This window comes from Pseudomonas sp. zfem002, from assembly GCF_032621685.1.
Classification (GTDB): domain Bacteria; phylum Pseudomonadota; class Gammaproteobacteria; order Pseudomonadales; family Pseudomonadaceae; genus Aquipseudomonas; species Aquipseudomonas japonica.
Genome location: NZ_JAVYJH010000035.1, coordinates 16,390 through 30,299, shown reverse-complemented (window position 1 = coordinate 30,299; position 13,910 = coordinate 16,390). Strand labels below are relative to the sequence as shown.

The 13,910-nt window shown below is 59.3% G+C and carries 12 protein-coding genes; 6 read left to right on the top strand and 6 right to left on the bottom strand.

Translation table 11 applies throughout. The features are described 5' to 3' along the window. Positions 1-22: 22 nt before the first annotated feature. On the bottom strand, positions 23-283 hold the full coding sequence (locus RTI28_RS27900) for a membrane protein (RefSeq protein ID WP_004577564.1): 261 nt from the start codon (positions 281-283) through the stop codon (positions 23-25). A gap of 290 nt (positions 284-573) precedes the next feature. Between RTI28_RS27900 and RTI28_RS27895 the strand changes: the two genes are divergently transcribed. The 6 genes from RTI28_RS27895 (at position 574) to RTI28_RS27870 (ending at position 5,598) form a co-directional block, all read left to right on the top strand. Then, positions 574-780: a co-regulatory protein PtrA N-terminal domain-containing protein gene (locus RTI28_RS27895; protein WP_003139535.1), complete on the top strand. Its 207-nt coding sequence runs from the start codon at positions 574-576 to the stop codon at positions 778-780. A 193-nt stretch (positions 781-973) separates the two neighbouring features. After that, entirely contained in the window at positions 974-2,797 is a 1,824-nt protein-coding gene (locus RTI28_RS27890) for a copper resistance system multicopper oxidase (RefSeq protein WP_316923497.1), read from the top strand. A gap of 12 nt (positions 2,798-2,809) precedes the next feature. Beyond that, entirely contained in the window at positions 2,810-3,124 is a 315-nt protein-coding gene (locus tag RTI28_RS27885; RefSeq protein WP_009686150.1) for a hypothetical protein, read from the top strand. Further along, positions 3,114-4,313, top strand: a complete 1,200-nt coding sequence (locus RTI28_RS27880; RefSeq protein WP_047149788.1) for a copper resistance protein B — start codon at positions 3,114-3,116, stop codon at positions 4,311-4,313. Before RTI28_RS27885 ends, RTI28_RS27880 begins: the two co-directional genes overlap by 11 nt. 9 nt (positions 4,314-4,322) lie before the next feature. Beyond that, positions 4,323-5,165 (top strand): c-type cytochrome, encoded by an 843-nt coding sequence (locus RTI28_RS27875; RefSeq protein ID WP_003139525.1) that lies wholly within the window; start codon positions 4,323-4,325, stop codon positions 5,163-5,165. Continuing rightward, the gene (locus RTI28_RS27870) at positions 5,155-5,598 is read left to right on the top strand and encodes a DUF411 domain-containing protein (protein WP_009686151.1); all 444 of its coding nucleotides are present in this window, start codon (positions 5,155-5,157) and stop codon (positions 5,596-5,598) included. The genes RTI28_RS27875 and RTI28_RS27870 overlap by 11 nt, the downstream gene beginning before the upstream one ends. 177 nt (positions 5,599-5,775) lie before the next feature. Here the strand turns inward: RTI28_RS27870 and RTI28_RS27865 are convergent, their stop codons facing one another. The 5 genes from RTI28_RS27865 to RTI28_RS27845 all read right to left on the bottom strand — a co-directional run bounded on the left by RTI28_RS27865 (position 5,776) and on the right by RTI28_RS27845 (position 13,601). After that, entirely contained in the window at positions 5,776-7,101 is a 1,326-nt protein-coding gene (locus tag RTI28_RS27865) for an OprD family porin (protein ID WP_003452303.1), read from the bottom strand. A 156-nt stretch (positions 7,102-7,257) separates the two neighbouring features. Beyond that, positions 7,258-7,590 (bottom strand): DUF2790 domain-containing protein, encoded by a 333-nt coding sequence (locus tag RTI28_RS27860; RefSeq protein WP_003452302.1) that lies wholly within the window; start codon positions 7,588-7,590, stop codon positions 7,258-7,260. Positions 7,591-7,735: 145 nt separating this feature from the next. Continuing rightward, on the bottom strand, positions 7,736-10,885 hold the full coding sequence (locus RTI28_RS27855) for an efflux RND transporter permease subunit (RefSeq protein ID WP_003452300.1): 3,150 nt from the start codon (positions 10,883-10,885) through the stop codon (positions 7,736-7,738). Then, a complete protein-coding gene (locus RTI28_RS27850) occupies positions 10,882-12,342 on the bottom strand; it encodes an efflux RND transporter periplasmic adaptor subunit (RefSeq protein WP_003452298.1) in 1,461 nt (486 codons plus the stop codon). Before RTI28_RS27850 ends, RTI28_RS27855 begins: the two co-directional genes overlap by 4 nt. Then, positions 12,339-13,601, bottom strand: coding sequence for a TolC family protein (locus RTI28_RS27845; RefSeq protein ID WP_003139513.1), 1,263 nt, complete (start codon positions 13,599-13,601; stop codon positions 12,339-12,341). The genes RTI28_RS27850 and RTI28_RS27845 overlap by 4 nt, the downstream gene beginning before the upstream one ends. Between the last annotated feature and the right edge of the window lie 309 nt (positions 13,602-13,910).

Genomic DNA, 13,910 nt, shown 5'->3' with positions numbered 1-13,910 from the left:
GCAGGCACTCCCCGCAACGGCATTATTCGCTGGTCTTGCCACCGGCCTCATCGCACTTGGCCTGAGTCATCAGCTTGAAGCCCTGGCCTTTGCATTCTCCCTGGCCTTTGCAGGCATTTTTGGCGGTCATGCAGTCGTTCTGGCCCTTGCAACCGTTGACGCCGAAGCACTTCACTTCAGCTGCTTTGGTGTCCTGGGCGGCCTGGACAGGCAGGGTAGCAAACAGGCTGGCGGCCACGAGAGCCAGAGCGGCACCGGTAGCGACGTTGGATTTATTCGACATAGTGACAATCTCTCTTAATTGTTGGTGGTCTTATCCGCGGGTGCGAATGACCCTGAGTAGCTTAGGCATCGCTGCCGAGCATGCCCTCTCAAGAAATTCGCAAGGCTTTATGAGGGCATGAAAGACAGTACCGAGCCTTCTGGATGGGCTACAAGAAAGAAATAGCAACCTGACAGAACTGTAATGTTCGGCTCAGGTTGCTGACAGGCCCTCTTAGTTAACGTGACATCGAGCCTAAAGCTCGGCCTCTGCAGTTGCAGGGACCACTTAACTTACGAGGAATACCCAAAATGAAATCGATCAAAGCTCTGCTTGTAGTTACTGCTCTGAGCATCTCCAGCTTGGCAATGGCTGAAGGTGGTGCTGACCGAACCTTCGCGCGCATGGAGCAGGCACGCCAGACGTCTCTGGAGGCCTACCGGGTGGCCCAGCAGCAGAAAGTTGAGGCTCCTGTAGCCAGCAGTCCAACCGAGCAAGCAGAGCACACCAACTGCTGAAGTCATCTACCTTACAGAAATGTAATCACCCGGATGGTTGGGATATGGCAGTTTCATACTGCTCATCGTCGGTAAGGCTTGTGCAATGCACCGACGTGGAAAGTTGAGGGGTAAATCCCCGACATTGAAGCAGCCATGAACCCGAGACCGGGCACACCATCACCGGCTCATTTGACGGATTGGACAAAACGGCATGCAAAGCAAAACCACAAGGCGCACCTTCGTCAAAGGCCTGGCAGCCACCGGTATTATCGGCGGACTTGGCCTGTGGCGCACGCCGGTCTGGGCGGTGAACAGCCCCGGCCAGCCCAACGTACTGACTGGTAACGAATTCGACCTATTCATCGGTGAAACCCCGGTGAACATCACCGGCGCAGCGCGCACGGCCATGACCATCAACGGCTCGCTCCCTGGGCCGATTCTTCGTTGGCGCGAAGGCGATACCGTCACATTGCGCGTGCGCAACCGCCTCAAGGAGGACACCTCCATCCATTGGCACGGCATCATCCTGCCGGCGAACATGGATGGTGTTCCTGGCCTGAGCTTCCATGGCATCGCCCCTGACGGCATGTATGAGTACAAGTTCAAGGTCAACCAGAACGGTACCTACTGGTATCACAGTCACTCGGGGCTGCAGGAGCAGGTCGGCGTATACGGCGCGCTGGTCATCGATGCCAAGGAGCCCGAGCCCTTCAGTTACGACCGTGATTACGTCGTGTTGCTGAGCGACTGGACGGATGAAAATCCAACGCGGGTACTGGCCAAGCTCAAGAAACAGTCGGACTACTACAACCAGCACAAACGCACCGTTGGTGACTTCATCGATGACGTAAGCGAGATGGGTTGGTCCGCCGCCGTAGCCGATCGCAAGATGTGGGCCGAGATGAAGATGAGCCCGACGGATCTCGCTGACGTCAGTGGCTACACCTACACCTACCTGATGAATGGCCAGGCACCCAATGGCAACTGGACCGGCATATTCAAACCAGGCGAAAAGATCCGCCTGCGCTTCATCAACGCCTCGGCGATGACCTATTTCGATGTGCGCATCCCGGGCCTGAAGATGACTGTGGTTGCGGCCGATGGTCTGCACGTCAAACCGGTCAGCGTCGACGAGTTCCGTATCGCCGTGGCCGAGACCTACGACGTGATCGTCGAACCAGACAGCGAACAGGCGTATACCGTGTTTGCACAATCCATGGATCGCACTGGCTATGCGCGCGGCACCCTTGCTGTACAGGAGGGGTTGAGTGCACCAGTACCCAGCCCCGACCCGCGTCCGCTGATTGCCATGGGCGACATGGGTATGGATCACGGCAGCATGGGCGGTATGGATCACGGGAACATGGCCGGGATGGATCAGGGCAATATGGCGGGAATGGATCATGGCAGCATGCAGGGTGGCATGGCCGGCATGGATCACAGCCAGATGGCTGGAATGGATCATTCGGGCATGGCAGGCATGGCAGGCATGGCAGGCATGGCAGGTGCCATGCAGGCACACCCAGCCTCAGAGACCAACAACCCGCTGGTCGATATGCAAACCATGACACCAACGCATAAGTTGGACGACCCAGGTATTGGTTTGCGAGACAACGGCCGACGCGTCCTCACGTACTCTGACCTGCGCAGCACCTTCCTCGACCCGGATGGTCGCGAACCAAGTCGCACCATCGAGCTGCACCTTACCGGGCACATGGAGAAATTCTCCTGGTCCTTCGATGGCATCAAGTTCTCTGACGCCGAGCCTCTGCGCCTCAAGTACGGCGAGCGTGTTCGCATCACGCTGGTCAACGACACCATGATGACTCATCCGATCCATCTTCATGGCATGTGGAGCGACCTGGAGGATGCGAACGGCAATTTCCTGGTGCGTAAACACACCATCGACATGCCGCCAGGTTCCAAGCGCAGCTATCGAGTGACTGCCGATGCGTTGGGTCGTTGGGCCTATCACTGCCACCTGTTGCTCCACATGGAAATGGGCATGTTCCGTGAAGTTCGTGTGGATGAGTAAAGGAGATTTCTGATGAGCACTTTTATGAAGCGAAATGCCCTGGCTGGCAGCGCAGTCATGTTCAGCCTATTGGCTGCCCTGCACGCACCGGTTTCGTTGGCAGGTGAGGGGCACAGTGAGCACGAACAACATGCTGCCGAGTCGGCTGTGCCCAAGACCGCCAGTGGCAATCACGCAGATCAGTCGAAGGATAAGGCGGCTGGCCAGCATATGGATCATGGCGCCATGGATCACGGAGACATGAAGCATGACGGCATGAATCACGAAAACATGATGGATAAGCATGGCGGCACCGAAGCCGAAGCAGGTTCGAACCATGACCACTAGGTTTTCACGTCCATCTCTCTTGGCGCTGGCTGTGTCGCTGAGTGCGTTCAGCGGCGGCGTTACTTTGGCTGCGGAAGAAATGGATCATTCGGCAATGGGGCACGGCACCATGTCGATGGACCATAGCCAGATGAGCCACGGCGCTACCAAAGCGCAGATGGAGGGCATGGATCACAGCAAGATGGACCATGGTGCCATGCAGGGTGCTTCGGGCAGCATGGATCATAGCCAGATGGGCCACAGCCAGAGCCAGAGCCAAGAAAAGGCTCCAGCCATGGACCACAGCAAGATGGATCACGGCGCCATGCAGGGTGCTTCGGGCAGCATGGATCATAGCCAGATGGGCCACGGCCAGAGCCAAGAGAAGGCCCAGGCTATGGATCACAGCAAGATGGGGCATGGCGCCATGCAAGGACAGATGGAGGGCATGGATCATTCAAAGATGAACCATGGCTCCGCTGAAGCCCCGAGAACCACCAGCCGTACGCCGATTCCCGTTCTGACGGATGCTGATCGCCAAGCGGCTTTCCCGCCATTACCTGGCCACAAGGTTCACGACAGCGCCATCAACAGTTTTTTCCTGCTCGATCAGCTCGAATACCAGGACGCAGATGAGGGCAGCACCCTGGCCTGGGATGCGTCGGGCTGGGTAGGCGGTGATATCAACCGGGTCTGGTTCCGCTCCGAAGGCGAGCGTACCAACGGCGTGACCGAGGATGCTGAATTACAGCTGCTGTACGGCCGCTCGATCGGCCCTTGGTGGGATGTCGTCGCGGGCGTTCGCCAGGACTTCAAACCGGAGTCGCCGCAGACTTGGGCCGCCTTCGGTATCCAGGGCATGGCGCTTTACGCCTTTGAGGCCGAAGCCACGGCCTTCGTCGGCGAGAATGGCCAAACTGCTGCCCGACTGGAGGGCGAGTACGACATTCTGCTGACCAACCGGCTGATTCTCCAGCCAACTGCCGAAATGAACTTCTACGGCAAGAACGATCCTGAGCGAGGTGTGGGGTCTGGGTTGGCAAATACCGAGCTCGGCTTGCGTCTGCGTTACGAGATTGTCAGGCAGTTTGCCCCCTATATCGGGGTTTCCTGGAGCCGCTCCTATGGCAACACGGCAGACATGGTGCGCGACGAGGGCGGTGATGTAGACGAGGCGCGTTTTGTCGCCGGTATCCGGATGTGGTTTTGAGAACCTGACATGAAAAGAACAATTAAAACTTTGGTGGCGGCCGGCGTGGTCGGTAGCACAGCTGTCCTGGCCGGCGCCTACTTTGGCGTGGTCAACGTGGGGGCCGACGATCCCCATTTTCCTGCAGTGCATGCGTTTCTCACGATGGCCCGTGACCGCTCTATCGAAGTCCGTTCGCGGGACATCGAGGTTCCCAACCTGGATGATCAAGCTCTTATTCGCGCCGGTGCGGGCAACTACAACTCCATGTGTATCGGCTGTCATTTGGCGCCAGGTGTGGCGGAGACCGAGCTAAGCCAATCGCTTTATCCTGCGCCCCCCAACCTCGCCAAGATCGGTGTCGATGGCAATCCGTCAGCAGCGTTCTGGGTGATCAAGCATGGCATCAAGGCAACGGGTATGCCTGCGTGGGGCAAGAGCATGGGAGACGAGTACATCTGGGGCATGGTTGCCTTCCTCAACCAACTGCCGACGATGGATGCCAAGCAATACCAAACACTCGTCGCATCCAGTGGCGGCCATCAGCACGGTGGTGGGGAAACGCAGATGCATAACCATGAAGGACAGCACGGCGACAACAAGCCTGGCCATCATGACAATAGTGGCGGTGGCGATGACCATCATGGATCAGGTGATGCTGGAGAGCCTGGTCATCACGATGCCGCGGCTACGGATAGCGAGGGTGGCTCCGCACCTAAGGCAGGTCACCATTCGGATATGAGTGGCGATGACCACCATGCTGGGGATGAGGCGTCGTCCAACGGAGGTGATCATCACGCCGAGCAGGCTCCGAACGCCTCGCCCAAGACCCACACCCACGCCGATGGCAAAGAGCACGTGCATGAAAGCTAAATATCTGGCCTTGCTGGCCGCTCTCTCCGTCACATCTGCAGTTCAAGCAGCTGATGCCCTGACGATTGATGTCCATCGTGATGCCAATTGCGGATGTTGCAAGAAGTGGATTTCACACCTCGAAGCGAATGGCTTCAAAGTCGTCGACCATGTCGAAAGCAACATGTCGGCAGTGAAGCAAAGTCTGGGCGTTGCGCCGCGGTTGGCGTCTTGTCACACCGCGGTGATTGACGGCAAGTTCGTCGAAGGTCATGTGCCGGCGGCTCAGGTCATCGAGCTCACCAAGCGCGATGATCTCGTGGGCATCGCTGTTCCCGGGATGCCGGCGGGCTCCCCCGGTATGGAAGTCGATGGCGTACAGCATGCCTACCAGGTCATTGGCTTGACCAAGGCGGGGTCTGATCAGGTCGTTGCAGAATATCCCGCTCAGTAGTACTGCCTGCCAGCACGGCCGCTTGTGTGTAGTGGCCGACTCTTTTTCATACGCCCTTTAACCTAAGTAAAAAAGGCGCCCGAGGGCGCCAAGGGCTGTCTCCAAACCAAAGGAGCACTACGAGGGGACAGCAGGACCAAGGCGCGAGCGGGCAATCAACCCGCCCGCTTGCCAGGGTTAGAGAACTTCCAGCGGGTACTCGACAATCAGGCGGACTTCATCCAGATCCGACTCGTAATCGGTCGCGCGAGTGGTCATTTGGCGAACACGGAAAGACATATCCTTCAGTGATCCAGTCTGCACAACGTACTTGGCCTCGATGTCCCGCTCCCAGCGCTTCTGGTTGGTCAACGGATCGCCGTTGTCATCACGGCGCATATAGACTTCGTTGGCCTTGCTGTAGTCGGCATCCCAGCCTTGGGCATATCGAGTCATGAAGCTCAACCCAGGCACACCGAAAGGCTCCATATCCAGGTCATAGCGCACTTGCCATGACTTCTCCTTCGGCGAGTTGAAGTCGCTGTACTGGATGGAGTTGTCGAGGTAGATGGAGTCCGATTGGCGCAAGTAGTCGAAGTCATCATCGCCATTGTTGCGCTGGAGACCCACCAGCACTGTGTGAGCGCCGAATTGGATGCCGACCTTGCCGCTCCAGATGTTGTTATCGAAGCTCCCGAGGAGCTGCTTCCCTTCATCGACCGCCTTGTAGTAGTTCAGCCCGCCGATCAAGGCGACATCGTCCGCAAGCGGGTAGCTCAGCGTGGTGCCCGCGTAATATTGATTCCAGGCATCCTTGAGGCGGCTGGTGTAGAGACTAAAGCCGACGTTGTCATTAAGCGTGTAATCACCACCGAAATAGGCGATCCATGGCGAGTCCACTTCGCCTGCGTAGAAGGTAGCGAAGCCGTCGCGCATGCTGCTGGTATTGGGTTGGCTCATCGAGTGGAGGCGACCACCTTGAAGCGACAGTCCTTCCACGCTGCTGTTGAGCACGGTGATACCTCGGAAACTCTCCGGTAAAAGCCGCGCATCACCGTATTGGACGACAGGGCTGACAGGAAAGACGTCGCCTACCTTGATCTCGGTATCCATGAACCGAGCTTTCACCGCGCCACCCAGTTTGGAGTAGTTATCCTCAGCCTGCCCGAGGCTGTTGTAAGGCAGCACATCGACTGAGCCACCGGCTCCTGAACGGCCGTCGCCGGTGTCAAGTTTGAGTCCTAGCATGGCAAAGGCATCGACACCGAAGCCTATGGTGCCCTCGGTGAAGCCAGACTCGAATCGGCCTATCACGCCATGCGCCCACTCTTCCGAATAGCCATTACCCGAGCTGCTGGACTGGCCTTTGCGGAAGTCACGGTTGAAGTAGAGATTTCGATTGAGGATGGTCAGGCTGCTGCCTTCGATAAATCCCTCGCCTTTCTCGTCGGCGGCCATTGCAGCTTGCCCGGTACTGATGCTCAGAGCGAGTAGAGAAAGTCCTAACAGGGTTCTGTTATTCATAAATGCTCCTGATGTTATTGGCAGTTGTCATTGTGTGGTCGCATATATGTGCCAAGCGCGCCGTGCATAACCAGGCGCGCCTTGGCCATATTTCCACATGCCAAATAACGTCAGGGTGACTTGAAAATTACTTTTCAGTCAGCGCGATGTCATTTATTAGTTTTGGTTCCGGCAACCTGTTCCGGCTGCACGGTATTCAAGAATATTCAGATCGCCGTTGGAGTCCTCGTAGGTCATCTGGGCTGGCATCACATTGCAGCTAGAGTCCGTTGAGGTAGTGGCCACGACCCTGGCGATATCGAGCTTCATGCCGTAGCGGTAATGAATAACTTCAGGCGGATTCTTTCCGTTAGCGGCAGCATACTCTTGCATGGCCTGCTCATTGGCCTGAATCATCCGACCATAAACACGATCAGCGCCGCCTTCTGCCAGAGTGGCAGAGGAAACAACCATAGCGGCAAGGGCTGCAATAACTTTGAGGCTTTTCATGTTTAATCACTCCTTCAAGGTGGTGATTAAAATATATCCGCTCAACCTGTCATAAAAATGAAGTCAAAGTTACATCGCCGTAATGCTTCCTGCCGCGTTACCCGGGCGAGTCAGCTTGGCGCGTGGCTTGCCCGGGTTTGTAAAGCTATAGCTCCTGCGGTGCGCGAACCTTCTGTGTACGCTGCCTTCGCATCAGCCAGTACGCGGCCGGCAAAACCAACATGGACATCAGCGGCGCGGTAATCATGCCGCCGACCATGGGCGCGGCGATGCGCTTCATCACTTCAGATCCGGCACCTCCGCCCCAGAGGATTGGCAACAGGCCGGCGATGATCACGGCCACCGTCATCACCTTGGGCCGCACGCGCAGCACTGCGCCTTCACGAATTGCCTCCAGTAGTGCCGGGTCACCGCTGCGCCCGGCATCCATACGTGCATGCCAGGCATTCTTCAGGTACAGCAGCATGATCACCCCAAATTCCGCCGAGACGCCGGCCAAGGCGATAAAGCCGACCCCAGTGGCAACCGACAGGTTGAAGCCGAACCAGTAGAGCAGCCAGATGCCGCCCGATAGGGCGAAGGGCAGGGTTGCCATGATCAGTAGGGCCTCACCGAAGCGGCTGAAGGTCAGGTAAAGCAGCACGAAGATGATCAACAAGGTCGCCGGTACCACCCAGGCCAGCCGTGCATTGGCGCGCTCCAGGAACTCGAACTGACCGGAGTAGGAGACGGTCATGCCAGCATCGAGTTGTACCTGCTCAGCTACGCGTTGCTGCAACTCGCGCACGGTCGATGCCAGGTCGCGCCCACGGACATCGACATAGACCCAACCGGACAGACGCCCGTTCTCGCTGCGCAGCATTGGCGGCCCTTCGGTCAGACTAACCTGGGCGACGGTGCCCAAGGTGATCTGCTGGCCGGCTTGCGTGAGGATCGGCATACGCCGTAGTGCCTGCGGACTGTCTCGCCACTCCTTGGGATAGCGCAGGTTGATCGGGAAGCGGGCCAGTCCTTCAACCGTCTCACCAATATTGCTGCCGCCGATGGCGCCCGATACCACCGCCTGCACATCGGCGATGCTCAGGCCATAGCGCGCCGCGGCCAGTCGATCGATCTGGATGTCCACGTAACGGCCGCCAGTAAGGCGTTCTGCCAAGGCCGAACTCACCCCAGGCACCTCTTTGGCCACGGCCTCGATATCGCGCGTTATGCGCTCGATGTCGACCAAGGAGGTTCCGGATACTTTCACCCCAATGGGGCTCTTGATCCCCGTCGCCAGCATGTCGATGCGGTTGCGGATGGGCGGCACCCAGATATTGGACAGCCCCGGAACTTTTACCGCGCGATCCAGTTCCTCGATCAGCTTTTCGGGTGTCATCCCCGCGCGCCATTGATCGCGTGGTTTGAACTGCACCGTGGTCTCGAACATTTCCAGCGGTGCTGGATCGGTGGCGGTCTCTGCTCGCCCGGCCTTGCCGAATACCCGTGCCACTTCGGGCACCGTGAGGATCATCCGGTTGGTTTGCTGCAGCAGCTGGGTGGCCTTGCTGGCCGGCAAGCCGGGCAGGGCTGATGGCATGTACAACAAGTCGCCCTCGTCCATCGGCGGTAGAAACTCTCCTCCGAGTCTGCTGAGGGGCCAGAGACTGGACAAAAACACTAGCAAGGCCAGCGCTAGGGTCACCTTAGGCCAAGCCAGCACCCACTCCAGCACCGGCCGGTATGCACCGATCAGCCAACGATTCAAGGGGTTCTGTTGTTCGCTGGGGATATGCCCACGAATCCAATAGCCCATCAGCACCGGTACCAAGGTGATCGAGAGGCCAGCGGCGGCAGCCATGGCATAGGTCTTGGTGAATGCCAGCGGGCCAAACAGGCGACCCTCCTGGGCCTCCAGGGTGAAGACCGGGAGGAAAGACAGGGTGATGATCAAAAGGCTGAAGAACAGCGCCGGCCCGACCTCGGCCGCAGCTTCGCCGATCACCCGCCAGTGCGCCTCGCCCTGAAGCGGTTCACCGGGGTGTCGAGCCTTCCAGGCCTCGATGTGCTTGTGCGCGTTCTCGATCATCACCACGGCGGCATCGACCATGGCGCCGATGGCGATTGCGATCCCGCCGAGCGACATGATGTTGGCATTGACGCCCTGGTAGCGCATGACGATGAAGGCCATCAGGATGCCCAGGGGCAGGGTGATGATCGCGACCAGCGACGAGCGCAGGTGCCAGAGGAAGATCAGGCAAACCAGGGCAACCACCGCGAACTCTTCCAGCAGCTTGTAGCTGAGGTTATCGATGGCGCGGTCGATCAATTGCGAACGGTCATAGGTGGTGACCACCTCGACGCCGGCCGGCAAGCTGCCCTTCAGGCTGTCCAGCTTGGTCTTCACCGCGGCGATGGTATCGCGGGCATTCTTTCCGGAGCGCAAGATGACCACGCCGCCTACCACTTCACCCTGGCCATCCAGCTCGGCAATGCCACGACGCATCTCTGGCCCCAGCTGAATGGTGGCCACCTGACCCAGCAGCACCGGAACTCCGCTGGCCGAAGCCCGCAGCGGCACATTGCGGAAATCCGCCAGGCTCTCTAGATAGCCTGAAGCCCGCACCATGTACTCGCGCTCTGCCAGCTCCAGGATGGCGCCGCCGGTTTCCTGATTGGCGCTCTTCAGCGCCGCTTCGACCTCCTGCTGAGTTACCCCATAAGCCACCAGCTTCTGCGGATCGAGCAGCACTTGGTATTGCTTGACCATGCCGCCGAGGGTGGCCACTTCGGCTACGTTGGGCAGGCTCTTGAGTTCGTACTTGAGGAACCAGTCCTGCAGTGCCCGCAGCTGGGCAAGATCATGCTGGCCGCTGCGGTCGACCAAGGCGTACTGGTAGATCCAGCCCACGCCGGTGGCATCCGGCCCAAGGGTGGTGGTAACACCCTCGGGCAGGCGTTCCTGCGCCTGGTTGAGGTACTCCAGCACCCGCGAGCGCGCCCAGTAGAGGTCGGTGTCGTCCTCGAACAGCACGTAGACGAAGGAGTCGCCGAAGAACGAGTAGCCGCGCACCGTCTTCGCCCCCGGTACCGAGAGCATGGTTGTGGCCAGTGGGTAGGTCACCTGGTTCTCGACGATCTGCGGTGCCTGTCCGGGAAAGCTGGTTCTGATGATGACCTGGGTGTCAGATAGGTCCGGCAGTGCATCCAACGGCGTGTTGCGCAGCGACCAGAGGCCCAGGGCGGTGATGAACAGGGTGGCCAGCAGTACCAGGAAGCGGTTGCCGATCGACCAATGGATCAGGCGCGCGATCATGGCTGGTCTCCTTCCTTGCGGAGCTGCTCGATCAGCAGGCCGGAGTTTGTCTGACGTGCGGCGATGCGTACGTGATCTCCTGGCTTAAGTCCCACAGCTACTTCGGAGCTGACCAGAGGAAAAGCCATGGTCATACCTGGCATATTCAGGCTCTCGAAGGGGCCATGCTCCAGGGTGACTTGTTTCCCGTCCAGTGCGCGAATAACGCCGTGAGACACATGCAGCCCCTCCGTGCTGTCCTGTTCTGCATTGCCGGCCAGGATGCCCTGCAGGCTGGCTTCCGAATCGATGAGGAACTGGCCGGAGGTAACGACCGCCTGACCTTCCTCAAGACCGGAAAACACCTCCAGACGCCCATCGGCCTCGCGGCCCAAGGTGATTTCCTGGGGACGGTAGCGTCCGTCGCCTTCGGCCAGCATCACCAATGCACGCTTCCCGGTGCGAATCACGGCTTCACTCGGCACAAGAAGCGTGGATTGTTCGACGGCACTGTTCAGGCGTACGGCGGCGAACATGCCGGGGCGCAACTTACCGGCAGGGTTGGGTAGCTCGCTGCGTACCGTGAGCGTGCGCGTTTGCGGATCGGCACTCGGCAGCAAGGCTATGACGCGGCCCAGCAGCGGTCGATCAGGAAAGGCCGTCAGGTTGGCGCGGATCTCGTCCCCGACCTGGATACTTCCGGCCATGGCCTCGGGTATCGCCGCATCGAGCCAGACACTGGACAGCCCGTTGATCAACGCCAGATCCTGCCCGGCTTCAACGGTCATCCCGGCGCGTACCTGCAAGGCTTGGAGCTCGCCGCTGATAGGTGTGGTGAGGGTTTGCACTGCCCGCGGTTTGCCGCTGCGGCGAACCTGCTCTATCAACGCTTGTGGCATGCCGAGCAGGCGGAGGCGCTCTTGGGCCGCAGTGATCAAGCGGGCGTCACCGGTACGCAGTACCGCGAGGAACTCCAACTGCGCGGCGGACCACTCGGGAATCAGCAGGTCGACCAGGGGTGTTCCAGCTGGCAGTACATCGCCAGGGGCACGCCCGTAAACCCGCTCGACGAATCCGCCAGCGCGGGCCTGGAGGTTCGCTACCTCTCGCTGGTTATAGGCCAGGGAGCCGACCACCTCGATATCCGAGGGCAGTACACCGCGGATCACCGTCGAGGTCCGCATTCCGAGGTTCTGCACGGCTTGAGCGGGGACGCTCAGGACAGACGGATCTTGCTCGGATCCTGCGTATTTAGGGACAAGCTCCATATCCATGAAAGGTGACTTGCCCGGTTTATCGAAGCGCTGCTCAGGCTGCATCGGGTCGTACCAATAGAGCACCTTGCGCTCGTCCGTCGGTGCGGAGCTAGGCAGTAGCTCGTGTTTGGCTTGCCGCTGGGCCAGCCAGTAGCCACCGCCCGCCGCGCCAATGCCCACGGTCAGCACGGCGACCGCAAAACCAAATGTCGATATCTTCATTTCAGGCCCTCCACATAGGCGTAGTACAGGCTTGCGGAGAGCTGGCTCAACTTGCGCTGTTGTTCAATCTGCCGCAGTTGCGCATCAATCAGGTCGCGCTGGGCAGTAATAACGGATGTGAGCTGGCTGTTACCGGCTTGGTAGGCGGCCAGTTCGAGATCGGCACGTTTGCTTGCAAGCGGGATCAAGGTTTTTTCGGTGCGTGACAAGGTCCTGCGCAGTTGCTCAAGCTCGGCAATACCGCCTTCCAGCTCAGCCTGATGGGCGCGCAGTAATGCTTCCTGCTCGGCTTCCATCTGCGACACGCTTTGTTGTCTGGCGTTGATCTTGGGCCCCTGACGTGTGCCTACGAACAACGGCAGGTCGAAGGTAAATTGCACCATCACCATATCGCCGAACTGGTTGTCGCGATTGTTGTAGGCAAACTCAACACCCCAGTCGGGGGTCTTCTCGGCGATGGCCTCGTTCAGCTCGGCGCTAGCCTCGCCGACTCGGGCGGAGGCAGCGCGCAACTCAGGGTGTGAGGCAATGCGTTGCTGCAGGTGCGGTGCCACCAGGTTCAGACTGGGAACACCTCCTTGCAAAGGCTGGTCAGCCTCGTTGCCTATCCAGCGGCGCAGCTTGGCACGAGCTACTGCCACATCGCGATTCAGTTCATCTCGCCGATCTTGTAACGCCAAAGCTTCCTGGTCGGCCTGCAACAGCTCGCCAGGCTGAGCACTACCGCCGGCAATCAGCGATTGCACGGTCGAGCGGAGCATCTCGATCTGACGGTCCAGTTGATCGAAGAGGCCAACACTGCGTTCGGCGTAGTACACATCCAGCCAGCTCACTGCCGTCTGGCGCTTGATCTCCAACTGCATGGCACGCTGCTCGGCCTCGGCTCGGCCTACTGAAGCCTCGGCCAACTGGCGCCGAGCCTGACGCTTGTCACTGTTGGGGACTTCCTGCATGAACCCAATGCGGCGCATGGTCATGGAGTCACGATTAAGCGTGTAACGGTCAGGGCCTTCGATCGGCAGGTTGTCGATGCCTAGAATCAGCTTGGGATCGGGCAGGGCGTCTGCGGGCTCGACAGCCTGCTGTGCCGATGCCACCTGCGCCTGGCGCGCGAGGTTCTCAGGGGCACTCTGCTCGGCCAGAGCTTGGGCTCGTTCGAAAGTTAGGGGCTGCGCCTGCGCGGCAAGCCAGGGAGCTGCCCAGAATGCGGCAGCCAACACACCGAGAAAGCCACGGCGTGGAAAAAGGAAAGCGGACATGCTTTCGCCTCCAATGCGATTGATCGAAGTCGCGACTACGAAACGTGACCGCGACGATGCGCCTGACTGTAAGGCGCGGGATGATCACTGCATTAGACGAAACGAGGAGGGCGCCAGAGTCCTGCGGGCTCTCGCTTAATCACCGACTGGGTCAGCAATATCTCGGGGCGTGAGGGGAGAGGGGATATGCTCTTGATCACGGTGGTCTGGAGAAGTCCTCCGGTCTTGCATTCCTGGCCGGGTTTGCAAGGGGACTTCTTGGCCACCCCATCAGACTTGTCCATTTGCTCGCAGCACGGAGCATCGGCC

Coding starts and splice junctions, on each gene's coding strand:
- RTI28_RS27890 (WP_316923497.1), top strand. CDS start 974: ATGCAAAGCAAAACCACAAGGCGCACCTTCGTCAAAGGCCTGGCAGCC.
- RTI28_RS27845 (WP_003139513.1), bottom strand. CDS start 13,601: ATGTCCGCTTTCCTTTTTCCACGCCGTGGCTTTCTCGGTGTGTTGGCT.
- RTI28_RS27885 (WP_009686150.1), top strand. CDS start 2,810: ATGAGCACTTTTATGAAGCGAAATGCCCTGGCTGGCAGCGCAGTCATG.
- RTI28_RS27895 (WP_003139535.1), top strand. CDS start 574: ATGAAATCGATCAAAGCTCTGCTTGTAGTTACTGCTCTGAGCATCTCC.
- RTI28_RS27855 (WP_003452300.1), bottom strand. CDS start 10,885: ATGATCGCGCGCCTGATCCATTGGTCGATCGGCAACCGCTTCCTGGTA.
- RTI28_RS27875 (WP_003139525.1), top strand. CDS start 4,323: ATGAAAAGAACAATTAAAACTTTGGTGGCGGCCGGCGTGGTCGGTAGC.
- RTI28_RS27870 (WP_009686151.1), top strand. CDS start 5,155: ATGAAAGCTAAATATCTGGCCTTGCTGGCCGCTCTCTCCGTCACATCT.
- RTI28_RS27865 (WP_003452303.1), bottom strand. CDS start 7,101: ATGAATAACAGAACCCTGTTAGGACTTTCTCTACTCGCTCTGAGCATC.
- RTI28_RS27900 (WP_004577564.1), bottom strand. CDS start 283: ATGTCGAATAAATCCAACGTCGCTACCGGTGCCGCTCTGGCTCTCGTG.
- RTI28_RS27880 (WP_047149788.1), top strand. CDS start 3,114: ATGACCACTAGGTTTTCACGTCCATCTCTCTTGGCGCTGGCTGTGTCG.
- RTI28_RS27850 (WP_003452298.1), bottom strand. CDS start 12,342: ATGAAGATATCGACATTTGGTTTTGCGGTCGCCGTGCTGACCGTGGGC.
- RTI28_RS27860 (WP_003452302.1), bottom strand. CDS start 7,590: ATGAAAAGCCTCAAAGTTATTGCAGCCCTTGCCGCTATGGTTGTTTCC.